At 69.4% G+C, this 12,697-nt stretch carries 11 protein-coding genes; 7 read left to right on the top strand and 4 right to left on the bottom strand.

Annotated elements, in window-relative coordinates; genetic code table 11:
- Positions 1 to 47: 47 nt before the first annotated feature.
- Positions 48 to 842, top strand: coding sequence for a CDP-alcohol phosphatidyltransferase family protein (locus ACQG07_RS12445; protein WP_079705129.1), 795 nt, complete (start codon positions 48 to 50; stop codon positions 840 to 842).
- A complete protein-coding gene (locus ACQG07_RS12440; RefSeq protein WP_426738441.1) occupies positions 839 to 2,050 on the top strand; it encodes a glycosyltransferase family 4 protein in 1,212 nt (403 codons plus the stop codon). Before ACQG07_RS12445 ends, ACQG07_RS12440 begins: the two co-directional genes overlap by 4 nt.
- A gap of 99 nt (positions 2,051 to 2,149) precedes the next feature.
- On the opposite strand, the gene ACQG07_RS12435 is transcribed toward ACQG07_RS12440, so the two are convergent.
- The 4 genes from ACQG07_RS12435 to ACQG07_RS12420 form a co-directional block, all read right to left on the bottom strand.
- The gene (locus ACQG07_RS12435) at positions 2,150 to 3,067 is read right to left on the bottom strand and encodes a hypothetical protein (RefSeq protein WP_192004583.1); all 918 of its coding nucleotides are present in this window, start codon (positions 3,065 to 3,067) and stop codon (positions 2,150 to 2,152) included.
- A complete protein-coding gene (locus ACQG07_RS12430; RefSeq protein WP_202939102.1) occupies positions 3,052 to 4,194 on the bottom strand; it encodes a Gfo/Idh/MocA family protein in 1,143 nt (380 codons plus the stop codon). The genes ACQG07_RS12435 and ACQG07_RS12430 overlap by 16 nt, the downstream gene beginning before the upstream one ends.
- Positions 4,187 to 5,338, bottom strand: a complete 1,152-nt coding sequence (locus tag ACQG07_RS12425) for a DUF1972 domain-containing protein (RefSeq protein ID WP_426738440.1) — start codon at positions 5,336 to 5,338, stop codon at positions 4,187 to 4,189. The genes ACQG07_RS12430 and ACQG07_RS12425 overlap by 8 nt, the downstream gene beginning before the upstream one ends.
- A gap of 161 nt (positions 5,339 to 5,499) precedes the next feature.
- The gene (locus tag ACQG07_RS12420; RefSeq protein ID WP_426738439.1) at positions 5,500 to 6,135 is read right to left on the bottom strand and encodes a hypothetical protein; all 636 of its coding nucleotides are present in this window, start codon (positions 6,133 to 6,135) and stop codon (positions 5,500 to 5,502) included.
- 251 nt (positions 6,136 to 6,386) lie between these two features.
- On the opposite strand from ACQG07_RS12420, the gene ACQG07_RS12415 reads away from it, so the two are divergent.
- From ACQG07_RS12415 to ACQG07_RS12395, 5 genes are read left to right on the top strand one after another with little or no spacing between them, the layout of a single operon-like run.
- Positions 6,387 to 7,829: a polysaccharide biosynthesis tyrosine autokinase gene (locus ACQG07_RS12415; protein ID WP_426738438.1), complete on the top strand. Its 1,443-nt coding sequence runs from the start codon at positions 6,387 to 6,389 to the stop codon at positions 7,827 to 7,829.
- A 39-nt stretch (positions 7,830 to 7,868) separates the two neighbouring features.
- A complete protein-coding gene (locus ACQG07_RS12410; protein ID WP_426738437.1) occupies positions 7,869 to 8,972 on the top strand; it encodes a glycosyltransferase family 4 protein in 1,104 nt (367 codons plus the stop codon).
- Positions 8,972 to 10,321: an oligosaccharide flippase family protein gene (locus ACQG07_RS12405; RefSeq protein WP_192004579.1), complete on the top strand. Its 1,350-nt coding sequence runs from the start codon at positions 8,972 to 8,974 to the stop codon at positions 10,319 to 10,321. Before ACQG07_RS12410 ends, ACQG07_RS12405 begins: the two co-directional genes overlap by 1 nt.
- Positions 10,308 to 11,759: a hypothetical protein gene (locus tag ACQG07_RS12400; RefSeq protein ID WP_426738436.1), complete on the top strand. Its 1,452-nt coding sequence runs from the start codon at positions 10,308 to 10,310 to the stop codon at positions 11,757 to 11,759. Before ACQG07_RS12405 ends, ACQG07_RS12400 begins: the two co-directional genes overlap by 14 nt.
- Entirely contained in the window at positions 11,756 to 12,691 is a 936-nt protein-coding gene (locus tag ACQG07_RS12395) for a glycosyltransferase (protein WP_137242276.1), read from the top strand. The genes ACQG07_RS12400 and ACQG07_RS12395 overlap by 4 nt, the downstream gene beginning before the upstream one ends.
- Positions 12,692 to 12,697 lie beyond the last annotated feature (6 nt).

Below are 12,697 nucleotides of genomic sequence, written 5' to 3'. Positions count from 1 at the left end.
AGCGCCCACATGAGAACACAAGGACCGGCATGACCCGAACTGCCCCCATGACTCAGCCCACGGAAGACCCCGACGTCGCCGAGCGGTACTCCGACATCGTCGCCCGTCTCGCCGGTGCACAGAAGAAGCGGACGCGAGGCGCTCCGGCGTACTCGATCTACGTCAACCGCAAGGCGGGTCGCTACCTCGCCGCGGCGGCGTACCAGCTCGGTCTCACGCCGAACATGGTCACCGTGATCAGCGCGGTCTTCACGTTCAGCGGCATCATCATGCTCGCGACCCTGCCCCCGACCATCGGTCTCGGTGTCGGCGTGTGGCTCTGTCTCGCGATCGGGTACGCCTTCGACTCGGCCGACGGCCAGGTCGCGCGACTGCGCGGCGGCGGATCACCGTCCGGTGAGTGGCTCGACCACGTCATCGATGCGACGAAGATCTCGTCCCTCCACCTCGCCGTCCTCATCAGCGCGTTCCGGTTCTTCGAGCTGCCGACCCCTGCGCTACTGCTCATCCCCATCGGCTACTGCGTCGTGGCGGCCGTCGCGTTCTTCGCGATCATCCTCAACGAGCAGCTCAAGCGTGTCTACGGTGCCGACCCGGCTCCGGAGAACGGCCACAGCACCATCCTGCGCTCGCTGCTCGTCATCCCGACCGACTACGGCTTCCTCTGCCTGATCTTCGTGCTCCTGGGTGCCCCGCAGGTGTTCTTCGCCGCCTACACCCTCATGTTCCTCGCCAACGCCGGCCACCTGCTGCTCGCGTCGGTGAAGTGGTTCCGTGACATGGAGCGGCTCGGCTCGGTCGGGACCGCGTCCGGCGGCCAGCCCGTCGCGCTCGGCCGGTGACCGCCATCGACGCATCGGAGACCACCCTGGACGCTCACGAGCTCGCCGGCACCTCGGCCACCGATGCCGGTCAGACGGTCCTCATCGCGAATCCGTCGGGCGACGTCTACGGGTCGGACCTGCAGATGCTCGAGAGCATCAGCGCGTTCGTCGGGCGCGGGTACCGGGTGATCGTCGCCCTCCCCGCCGACGGCAAGCTGGTCCCGAGGTTGCTCGCCCGCGGCGCGGAAGTCCGGTTCGTCCCCTTCCCCGTCTTGCGGCGGGCCAACGCCTCGCTGGGCGGCGTCGCCTCGCTCGCGATGGAAGGCCTGCGCTCCGTCCGCTTCCTGCGGAGGGTCATCGAGGAGATCGCGCCGACCGCGGTCTACGTCAACACGGTGACGCTCCCATGGTGGATCCTCGCCGCACGTCTGACGCGCACACCGGTCGTCTGCCACGTGCACGAGGCGGAGACCACGGACGGCAGGCTGGTCCGGTTCGCCCTGAACTCGCCGCTGATCCTCGCCGACGCGCTCATCGTCATCAGTCGCGCAGCGGTCGAGGCGACCACCACGGCCGCACCCGGGCTCGCCCGGAAGGTCCGGCTCGTCTTCAACGGCGTCGCCGGCCCCGACGTCGATCCCACGCCGGCGCCGATCGGCTCCGAACCGCATCGACTCGCGATCGTGGCCAGGCTCTCCCCGCGCAAGGGGCCCGACATCGCCCTCGACGCGGTCGGGATCCTGCGCCGTGCCGGGCGCGATGTGCGGATCGAGATCGCGGGCACGCCGTTCGAGGGGTACGAGTGGTTCGAGCAGCAGCTCCGGGACCGTGCCGACCAACCGGACCTCCGTGGCGCGGTCACCTTCTCCGGCTACGTCTCCCCGATCTGGCCGGCGTTGGAGCGCGCGCACCTCGTCGTCGCCCCCTCGCTCCGGGAACCCTTCGGCAACGCCGTGGTCGAGGCCCAGCTGGCGCTGCGACCCGTCGTCGCATCAGCAGCGCTCGGTCATCTGGAGAGCATCGAGGACGGCGCGACCGGCCTGCTCGTGCCGGCGGGTGACGCCGAGGCCATGGCCGCAGCGGTCGCCGAGCTCCTCGACGATCCGGGCCGGAGCGCACGGATCGCCGACCGGGCCCGCCGCTCGGCGCAGGAGCGCTTCTCCCCGGAGCGCTACCGATCCGAGATCATCCAGGTGGTCGAGTCCGTCCGGCGCGTCCGCGTCTGACGGCGGGGTCGCCGACCGGCCGACGCACCGACCACAACACGAGGAACGGCCCCTGGCATGCCAGGGGCCGTTCCTCGTGTCACCTGGGCTCGCGTCCGATCAGGCCCCGAAGAACTCGTCGACCAGGCGGCGCGTGCTCTGGATGTTCTGCCGGCTGGAGGCGCCGAACACCATCGACTCGATGTTCGGCTGCTCGGAGAGCCATTCGATCGCCTCGCGCGGCGGGATCGCGCCGGACGCGTAGACGGACATCGCGACGGCACGGAACCGACGCTCCTCGAGCACCCGCTGGTAGCCCTCGATCCCTCCCGACATGCGGAAGCCGATCTTGTTGATGTTCGAGCACACGATCGGGTTCTCGAGGCCGGCCTCGTCCAGGGCGTCGAGCAGCAGGGGCAGGTTCATCGTGATGAACCCGGGCTGCGCGTGGTACTTCGTGCGCACGTGGTGGTCGAAGATGGCGAACGCGTCCTTGAAGCCGAGGCCGAGCAGGAGGTCCACGACGACGTTCTGCAGCCAGATCACCGGCGTGTCGACGCCTCGGAACATCGCCATCTCGGCGTCGATGAGCAGCGTGATGATGCCCTCGACGTCCTTCGTGGCGAACGCCTTGCCTCCACGCAGGGCGGCGTTCATGAGGCCCTCCTCAGGCAGGAAGCGCTTGAGCGCGCCGAGCATGCCGTTCTCCGTCACGGCGTCCGCGTACTTGTGCGCGTACGGCATGCACGGTTGGAACGTGAAGTCGGCGTACCGCGTCGGGTCGAGCCGTACCCGCTCCGCGACCTCGGCGATCCGGTCGTGCGTGGTGCACATGAACGAGGTGATGCCCTCGTCGTACGCGACGTCGAGCACGTCCATGATCGCGCCGGTGTCCTGGAAGCGCATGGCCTGGGCGCGCGCCTTCTCCTCCGACATGTGGTTGACGCCGAAGAACTGGTTGTCTCCGAACAGGAGCCGGGGAAGCTTCGGGGCAGCGGTCGCGGCCGCGCCGGTCTGGGTCTCTACGCTCGTCGCCATGGGAGGAGGCCTTTCTTCTTCGCGACGGGAGCGGGTGCGGCCGTCGCGGCTCGGGTGGACGGGCCTGCCGCCGCGTCGATGGTGAGGAGTTCGAGGACGTGGTCGGTGGCGGCCGCGCTGGTGAAGGAGTTCGTCCCCAGCACGGCGCCCTCGACGACCCGGGTGACGAAGTGGTCCAGCTGTGCGCTGTACTCCTCGCCGCGCAGGTAGTACCAGACCTCGTCGGTGAGCTCGGTGGTGTACTTGACGTTCCAGCCGGTCTCGTAGCCCTCGATCTCGGGCGCGGTGTCGCGCAGGTAGACCTGGCATTCCTGCCGGTCCGCGTGGATACGACCGGCGGTCCCGGTGATGGTGATCTGCGTGGTCATCTTGCGGTAGGACTCGTCCGACCAGTTGACGGAGAGCTGCGCGCTGACGCCGGCGTCGAAGAACAGGGTCGAGAAGACCTCGTCCTCGGTGTGCTCGGAGAACACGCTGCCGAGGACCGTGCCGCCGACGCCGATCGGCTCGCCGGCGTACCAGGTGAGGAGGTCGACCGGGTGGGCGGCGTAGTCGTACAGGCAGCCACCACCCTCGTTGCGGTTGCTCCGCCAGGTGGAGCCGCGCGACTTCAACACGACGGGACCATAGGCCTCCGCCTGGATGTGCGTGACGCGACCGATGGCACCGAGGTCGAGCAGACGCTTGACCTCGCGGAACGCACCCACGAAGCGGTTGTGGTACCCGACCTGGGTCACGACGCCGCGACGCTCGGCGAGTGCGGCGAGTTCATCGGAGTCGGCCGCGCTCAGGCTGAGCGGCTTCTCGCAGAAGATGTGGAGACCGCGCTCGAGCACCGACTTCACCATGGGTGCGTGGAACTTCGTCGGCGTCGCGATGATGACCGCGTCGAGCTCGACCGAGGCCAGCATCTCGTCCACCGAGGTGAAGGTCTTGAGGCCGGTGTACTTGCCGAGGACGTCGAGGATGTAGCCGGTCGAGTCGACGACCGCGTCGACGCTCACCCACGGGTGGGCCTTGATCATGGCGAGGTGGGAGAGGCCCATCTTGCCGAGACCGATCACGCCGACCCGCACGCGGGCCGTCTCGATGGGCACTTCCGCGGCCGGGGCGTTCGTTTCAGACACGTGCGACACGTGCACCTCCAAGGTAGGTCTGCAGGACGGTTTCGTATTGGCCGGCGACGTGCTCCCAGGTGAACTCCTCGGCGTGCCGCGCGGACGCGGCGGAGGACAGGGCGGCACGGCGGGCGGGGTTCTGGAGCAGCTCGCCGATCCGTGCGGCGGCATCACGGGCGGTGGTGAAGTAGAGGGCGCCGTCGCCGGCGACCCATCGGTTGTACGGGTTGTCGTGGGCGATCACGGCGTTCCCGGCGGCCATCGCCTCGACGAGCGAGGGGTTCGTGCCGCCCACGGTGTGCCCGTGGAGGTAGCCGAGCGCGTGGAATCGGAGGGCGGCGAGCTCCTCTGGGTCGTAGACCGACCCGACGAACGCGACCTCGTCACTCGCGGCGTCGAGGACGGCGCGGTGGTACGGGTCCGTCTCCGGGGTGTAGGTGCCGAAGACGGCGAGGGTGACGCCACGTCGTTCGGCCGAGAACGCCTGCACGAGCTCCAGGATCGTGTTCTCCGGGATCGGGCGGCAGATCAGCGTCAGGTACTCCCCCGGCGTCAGCCCGTGGGCCGTCAGCGGTGCGACCGGTGCCGAGTCGACACGGTGTGCGCCGTAGGTGATCGTCGTCAGCTTCGACCGCTTCGCCTTCTTCGCGAGGTAGGTCTCGATCTCGGGGTGGTCGGCGATGAGCGTGTTCCCGACCCAGCACGCGATGCGTTCGTTCACGTAGAGGATCGCCTGCTTCATGAACCCCCAGCGCGCCCGTGACCATTCGATGCCGTCCATGTTGATGACGTTCGGGATGCCCTTGAGGCGCTGCAGGACGTTGAAGACGGCGGTGTTGTAGCCGAACGTGAGGCAGACGTCGTCGAACCGCGAGGCGTGTCTGATCGACTTCAGGTCGAACAGGGAGGTGCCCTTCCACCCATCGGGGCCGACGGGGATCGTCACGCGTTCGATGCCGCGCCACTCGTCCTCGACGATCGGTCCGTCGCCGTCGGACTGGCAGTAGACGATGACGCGCCACCCCTGATCCCGGAGGAAGACGGCGATGTTCTCGGCTGCCGTCTCGAACCCGCCGTAGGCCGCCGGGATCCCGTGCGTGCCGAGGATGCGAACCGTCGGCTGCCCCTGACGCCGTGCAGCGTTGTCCCCCATCGAGCTTCTCCTCATCGCTCCAGGCGCCGTTCGGGCGGCGCGGACACGAAGCGTGTCTCGGCTGGAATGCTGAAGAGCCTACCGCCCAACATTCGTCGGAAAACGGGAAAATCGCGCCCTGCGTACCCCCAAAGACAGGGGTAGTGATGACCCTCGAACCGCTACCGCGTGAGGGCTTCCACGGCGGCGCCGAACCGCTCGACCGAGCGCTGGACGGACCGCAGGGTCGTCCGGTGCGCCCGCTTGCCGAGGTTGTGTCCGTCGGCGATGTCGAGCGGGTCGACGTCGCTCCCGAATCGCGCGAACAGCCCGGTGCGCTCCGGCTTCGGCGCAGGAGCGAGACCTCGACGGGCGTTGAGCAGGGCCGCCAGGTCGGACAGACGCTGGTCGGCCGTCGTGCCGGCACCGGGGCGCCAGGTGGCGATCGCCTGGTCGGGCGCTTCGGCCAGCGCTGCCGCCTCGCGGAGGGTGAAGACCTTCGAACGGGCCTCGGGAGAGAGTTTGGCGAGGGCGGAGCGCTCGGCGCGGCTCGCGGTCAGCACGAGCCCAGCACCACCGATCATCGACTTGGTGACGCGGCGTGCACGATGAGCTGGCGCCTTCGGTCCCTCCGACGGCAGGCCGAGGACCTCGGCCGCGTCAGCGCACATCTCGTGCCCGCGACTGACCTCGATGCCGGCGCTCGAACAGACGAGGCGGTCGAAGCCGGGAATGGTCGAGAGTCGGGCTTGGAGGAGCTGTTCCGCGAGCGGGGAGCGACAGACGTTGGCACTGCACACTACGAGGATCCGCGCCATGACGTCCTTCGGTTTTCGCTCGGGGGAAGAATTCCGACAATCGTAGCGTGAGCGCCACACCCCCTTGACCGACACCGAAGGAGACCGTCCTGAACCCCGTCGAACGGGGGTCATCCGCGGGGGTGGACACCCTCGGACTGGGGGTCATCAAACAGCCCGTACCCCCCTGAGTGGGGGCGTCTTTCCCCTGATAAACCCGAAAATCGTCGGTACGCTGAGGTGTTGGGTGTCAACAAACCAGGGGGAGTCAGATGGATCTCGGCGACTACATCGCAACGCTGCGCAAGCAGTGGATCGTCATCGTGGTGCTCGCACTCGTCGGCGCGACCGGAGCCTACGTGTTCGCACAGACGATGGCACCGCAGTACCGTTCCACGACGAGCGTGTTCGTGACCACCGAGGCCGGCAACTCCACGACCGAACTGGTCCAGGGATCCACGTACGTGCAGAACCTCGTGCAGTCCTACGCCGTCCTCGCGTCCTCCCCGATCGTGCTCGAGCCGGTCATCAACGAGCTCGGCCTCGACATGAGTGTCCAGGACCTCGCGGAGTCGGTCAGCGCCGATGCGCCCCTCAACACCGTGATCGTCGAGATCTCCGCGGTGTCGACCAGTGCCGAGCAGGCGCAGAGCATCGCGGCGGCCGTAGCGAACTCCCTGTCCTCCGCGGTGGACGGCATCTCCCCGAGGGACGATCAGGACCGCCCCGCCGTCCAGCTCACGATCATCGCACCGGCCAAGCTCCCCATCTTCGCCTTCGCGCCCAACACCAAACTCCTCGTCGCCGGCGGCGGACTCGGCGGCCTGCTGATCGGCGTGCTGTACGCCTTCGGCCGGGAGCTCCTCGACACGAGGATCCGGTCGCTGCGCGAGCTGCAGCAGGTCTCCGACACCCCCGTCCTCACGACGGTCGCCCGCACGCGGAAGGGTGAGCTGCCGACGCAGGCGATGATGCGGAACCCGAACGGCATGATCGCCGAGGGCTTCCGGAGTCTCGCGACGAACCTCAGTTTCGCCGACGTCGACGAACGGATCACCTCCGTCATCGTCACCTCCGCACTCCCCGGTGAGGGCAAGAGCACCGTCGCGCTCGGCCTCGCCCTCGCGATGACCGAACGCGCACCGCGCGTCCTCCTCATCGACGCCGACCTCCGCCGCCCCTCGATCGCCGGCTACACGCAGATCGAAGGCGAAGTCGGCCTGACCAGTGTCCTCGTCGGCGACATCACCCTCGAGGAGGCCGTGCAGCCCTGGGGTCGGGGCAACCTCGACGTCCTCGCCTCCGGTGGGGTGCCGCCGAACCCGAGCCAGCTCCTCGCCTCCGACGCGATGCGCCAGCTGGTTGACCGCGCCAAGGAGTCGTACGACTTCGTCATCATCGACACCGCGCCGATCATCCCGGTCACCGACCCGCTCTGGCTCACGCACATGACCGACGGTGCGATCGTCGTGTCCCGGTACAAGTCCACCCGCCGCCAGCAGCTCCACCGCGCGCTCGAGACGCTCGACGGCGCGAACGCCCGCACCATCGGGCTGGTCCTCAACGGCCTCAAGCAGGACGAGACGAGTTCCTACTACCGCTACAACTCGTACCGGTCGGCTCCCGACGCCGTCCCGCTCGGCCCCGCCGCGACGGGAACGGCCGTCCCCGCGGCGAACGACTCGGCGCGCACGCCCTCCATGGCCGGCCGCTGAGCCGCTGCCCGACGACGCGCCCGAAGGGACCGACGAACGATGCCAACACCCGCTCGCCTGAGCCATCCCCGCGCCAGGCTGTACGAGGTCGTCCGCACCGCGCACCTCGAACGCGCCCGTGAACTGGCGCCTGCGAGCATCGTCTACCGTCGTCGCCGCTACGACTTCGATCCGAGCGTCGCTCCGGGCGTCGAGCTCGTCCAGGCCGAGCCGATGGCCGCAGCACGGCTGCTCGTCCGCTCCGGCGTGACCGCGCTCGAGGTCAACGAGCCGCTCCAGCTGTCCTCCGCCATCGCCACCCTCAGCACCCTGGTCGCCCTCGACCTGCGAGGACGCCTCCGGGGAACACGGCCGCTCGTGGTGACGTACGCCATCGAGAACCTCGACCCGATGGTCGCGCGTCCCGCCCGCCTGCGGTCCCGCGTCAAACTCCGGGCGCAGCGATGGGCCGCCGGTCGCGTGTGGCGTCGTCTCGACCGCATCGTCTACGGGACGACCGGGGCCCGCGACCTGCACGCCCGGGTCCTTCCGGCGCGACGCGACCTCGAGTCCACGGTCATCGAAGCCCTGCCCGCGCCCATGCCGGCTCGGAGCGACGTCGTCCGGGACCCCGTGCAGATCGTCTTCCTCGGAGCCCTCGTCGGGCGAAAGGGCTTCCCCCTGCTCGTCGAAGCCTGGTCGACCGTCCTGCAGCGCGAACCGCGCGCCTCCCTCGTCATCCTCGGCTCCGGCGAGCTCGAGCCCGCAGCGACCGCGCTCAGCGACCGCCACCCGTCGGTCACCTTCCACCGCGACCCGGCACGCTCCGTGATCTTCGACACCCTCGCCGCGAGCCGCACGCTCGTCCTGCCGTCCCAGCCGCGTCCCGACTGGCGCGAGCAGGTCGGCCTGCCGATCGTCGAGGGCCTCGCCGCCGGCTGCCTCGTGGTGACCACGACGGAGACCGGCATCGCCGGCTGGCTGGACGAGCACGGCCACCGGGTCGTCGAGCCGGGGGACGACGCGGTGGCACTCGCCGAGGCCATCCTCGCGACGATCGCCAGCACCCGGACCCCGGAGGACGTGCTCGCGGACCTTCCCGCCCGTGACGGCCGTCTTGCCGCCGACACCTGGCTGTTCCGTGACGCCGGCGGTGATCGCTGATGGCGCGCGGCAGGGGCGGCATCTGGGCCTCCGTCAGCCAGACGGCCATCGCGAAGATCTTCGTGATGGGGCTCTCCGGCGTCCTCGGCATCTTCACGAGCCGGATGATCATCGAACACTTCGGCTCCGGCGCCTACGCCCAGTACGGGCTGCTGACGAGCCTGCCGGCCCTGCTGCCGTTCGCCGACCTCGGCATCGCCGCCGTCGTCATCAACGCCATCGCCGGATCCGACGACCCGAAGCGCGACCTGCAGGTGCGGCGTTCGATCGTGACGGCGTTCCGGATCCTCACCGTGTCGGGCGCGGTCATCATGCTCGTCGCCATCCTCATCACCGTCCTCGACCTGTGGCCGGCGATCCTCGGCAACGGCCTCGCACCCGACGGCGGCAGCGTCGCGGCGTTCCTCTGCCTCGCGACGTTCGGACTCGTCCTGCCGATGACCGTCGGTCAACGCATCCTCATCGGGGTCGGCAAGACGAGCACCCAGGTCGCGACGCAGGCGATCGCCGCTCCGGCGATCTTCCTCGGCGTGTGGCTCTTCGTCGTCACCGGGTTCGACGGCGGCTCCTTCGTCGCCGTCCTCTCCTACGCCGCGAGCGGGATCGTCGCCGCCGTCTGCCTGGTACTTGCCGCGCGCTCGATCAGCCCGCAGGTCTGGCAGGCGATGAAGGAGGTGCCGAGGCTCCGCAGCGCTCCGGGCGTCCCCGCGTTCGCCCTCGCCTGGCCGATGGTCGTCCAGATGATCGCGTTGCCCATCGCCATGCAGACCGACCGGTTGCTGCTCAGCCACCTGACGACCGGACCGGAACTCGCCCAGTACAACCTCGCGACCCAGCTCTTCGGCCTCGTCATCCAGACGATCGGTGCGGCCGGGCTGGCGCTGTGGCCGATCTATGCGAAGGCGCGGTCCGCGAAGCGCGTCGAATCGCCACTCGTCCCGACGCTGTGGTTCCTCGGCGGCGGGCTCGCCCTCGCGGTCGTCCTCGCGGCGATCTCCCCGTGGATCGCCGGGTTCGTCTCCGACGGCGAGATCACCCTCGGTTGGCCGATCCTCGTCTCCTACGTCGTCTTCGTCGCCCTCCAGGCCGCGAAGTACCCGGTCGGGATGTACATGACGGACGCGAAGGGCCTCCAGTTCCAGGTCCTCCCCATCCTGTTCATGGTGCCGCTCAACCTCGGCCTCTCCTGGGTGCTCATCCCCGTCCTCGGGGCCGCAGGTCCCATCGTCGGATCCGCGGTCGCCGTCGCGATCTGCCAGGTCGTCCCGAACCTCTGGTACGTCCAGCGCGACCTCGCGAAGCGACGCCGGCTCGCTGCGGAAGCGGAGCCCGTCGATGTCGCTCAGTGACCCGAAGACGAACCTGGACCCGAAGACGAACCTGGACCCGAAGACGAACGCGGGCCCGAAGGCCGCCGCCGTCCCGCGGTGGCGCGCGGCGCGGCCCCGTCCCGCATCACCCGGCGTCGTCGGAGCACCCGCGGACGAGCGGCTCGAACCGCTCCCCGTCCTCCGACCACCGACCGATCCGACCATGGCGACGGTCCACCGCATCATCGCCATCGTGTTCCTCGTGCTCCTCGGCGCTCGCCTCCAGGTCTTCCAGGGCTTCACCGTGGGCTTCGGTGTGGCCCTGATCCTGCTCCCCCTCTGGGTGGGCGAGCTCCGGAGGTACCGCGGCGGGGTGGTCCTGCTCCTCGGAGGGATCGCTGCAGCGGTGTCGGGGCTCTGGCTCACGGCCGCCATGGCCGACGACCACCAGACCGGCCAGGGCGTCGCCATCGGCGCGACCATCGTGCTCCTCGGCCCGCTCGTGTCGGTCGCGTGCATCGTCTGGACCCGGACGGTGCTGACGCCGTCGCACATCATCGTGTTCTACGGCCTCGGGCTGCTCGTCCGTGCCGTCATCGCCGGCCCTGGCGGTACCGCCTACATGTCGAACGTGTGGAAGTTCCAGTACTCGGTGCCGTTGACCGTGATCCTGCTCGGACTGGCCCTGGCCACCCGCCGCCGTTGGATCGAGGTCGCCGTCGTGGCCGCGCTCGCAGCCGTGTCGATCCTCAACGACTCGCGGTCGCTGTTCGCGATCCTGCTCCTGACCCTCTGCCTCGTCGCCTGGCAGATGCGCTCCGCCGGCAAGAGCCGCAAGGCGTCGACCGCCCGGGTCATCATCGGCATCGGCATCGCCGCGGCGTTCGTGTTCAACATCGGCCAGGCCCTCCTCCTCGACGGGGTGTTCGGCGCGGAGACCCAGAGCCGCACGGTCGCGCAACTCGACCAGTCGGGATCCATCCTCCTCGGCGGACGACCGGAGCTCGCCGCGACCGCCACCCTCTTCCTCCACCAGCCGACTGGGTACGGGAGCGGCACCTACGCCTCCCTGAGCGACGTGCTGGTCGCCAAGACCGGCATGGCCTCCATCGGGTACGACCCGAACAACGGCTACGTCGAACGCTTCATGTTCGGGACCGGGTTCGAGGTCCACTCCACCATCGGCGACCTCTGGGTCCGCTTCGGCCTCATCGGGCTCGCCCTGGCCGTGCTGATCGCCTGGCTGACCATCTACGGCCTCGGGCACGGCATCGCACGACGCAACGCGAGCGCTGTCGTCATCTTCCTGGGGGTGCGGACCTGTTGGGACCTCTTCTTCAGTCCGCTCTACAGTTCCGTCCCGACGCTCACCCTGTTCCTGGGGCTCGCCCTCATCCTGAAGGTCGGCACCGACGGCCCGACGGCGGGACGACCCCCGGTCCTCGCGTCCGAGCACCGCCGGGGAGACACAGCATGACCGGACCCGTGCGTTCACCCGAGCGGATCGGCATCGTCGTCGTGAACTACGGCGACCCCGCACTCCTCGAGCAGAACCTCGCGACCCTGACCCGCGCCGTACCCGGCCTCCGGACCGTCGTCGTCGACAACTACTCCTCCCCTGCCGCACGCGACGCCGTCACGCGGCTCGCCGACGCGGAGCGCTGGGATCTCCTCCTGCCCGACGACAACCTCGGGTTCGGTGCCGGTATGAACCTCGGCGTCGCCCGGGCGATCGGACTCGGCGTCGAGCAGGTGCTGCTCCTCAACCCGGACGCATCCCTCACGCCCGAGGCGCTCGACGTGCTCTCGCATCGTTGCGCTGAGCAGCCGATGACGATGCTCGCTCCGCGGATCGAGCGACCGGACGGCAGCCTCTGGTTCGACGGGGTGGATCTGTACCTGCACGACGGGACGATCCGATCGCGGAGACGACGCGAGGACCACCCAGGGGCAGCCGTGGCGCCCTGGTTGAGCGGCGCCTGTCTCATGCTGAGCGTGGAACTCTGGGCGCGCACCGGCGGCTTCCACGACGCCTACTTCCTCTACTGGGAGGACGTCGACCTGTCGCACCGAGTGGTCGCCGTCGGCGGTTCGCTGGCCGTCGTCGAGGAGGCCACCGCGGTCCACGACGAAGGCGGCACCCACGACCGCTCGGACGCCGCCTCGGCGCGTGCCAAGTCGACGACCTACTACTACTTCAACATCCGGAACCGACTCCTCTACGCGGCCGAGCACCTCCCACCGGCCGAGGTGCGGGCCTGGAGACGCTCGACCATCCCCGTGGCCTGGTCCGTGCTCCTGCAGGGAGGTCGTCGGCAGTTCCTCAGCACCCGCAGCCCGCTCCGTGCGGGTGTCCGCGGGGTCGTCGACGGGCTCCGGCTCTCGAAGGCCGCCGCGCGCGGTCGCTGACGTACA

This window comes from Plantibacter sp. 2H11-2 (assembly GCF_050031945.1).
In the GTDB taxonomy this organism is placed as follows: domain Bacteria; phylum Actinomycetota; class Actinomycetes; order Actinomycetales; family Microbacteriaceae; genus Plantibacter; species Plantibacter auratus.
The sequence above is the reverse complement of the archived record's forward strand: the minus strand, read 5'-3'. Positions and strand labels throughout refer to the sequence as shown.

Excerpts from the sequence above, each read along its gene's own strand:
- ACQG07_RS12425 (WP_426738440.1), bottom strand. The coding sequence starts at position 5,338 with ATGGGGGACAACGCTGCACGGCGTCAGGGGCAGCCGACGGTTCGCATC.
- ACQG07_RS12395 (WP_137242276.1), top strand. The coding sequence starts at position 11,756 with ATGACCGGACCCGTGCGTTCACCCGAGCGGATCGGCATCGTCGTCGTG.
- ACQG07_RS12405 (WP_192004579.1), top strand. The coding sequence starts at position 8,972 with ATGGCGCGCGGCAGGGGCGGCATCTGGGCCTCCGTCAGCCAGACGGCC.
- ACQG07_RS12400 (WP_426738436.1), top strand. The coding sequence starts at position 10,308 with ATGTCGCTCAGTGACCCGAAGACGAACCTGGACCCGAAGACGAACCTG.
- ACQG07_RS12410 (WP_426738437.1), top strand. The coding sequence starts at position 7,869 with ATGCCAACACCCGCTCGCCTGAGCCATCCCCGCGCCAGGCTGTACGAG.
- ACQG07_RS12420 (WP_426738439.1), bottom strand. The coding sequence starts at position 6,135 with ATGGCGCGGATCCTCGTAGTGTGCAGTGCCAACGTCTGTCGCTCCCCG.
- ACQG07_RS12435 (WP_192004583.1), bottom strand. The coding sequence starts at position 3,067 with ATGGCGACGAGCGTAGAGACCCAGACCGGCGCGGCCGCGACCGCTGCC.
- ACQG07_RS12415 (WP_426738438.1), top strand. The coding sequence starts at position 6,387 with ATGGATCTCGGCGACTACATCGCAACGCTGCGCAAGCAGTGGATCGTC.
- ACQG07_RS12445 (WP_079705129.1), top strand. The coding sequence starts at position 48 with ATGACTCAGCCCACGGAAGACCCCGACGTCGCCGAGCGGTACTCCGAC.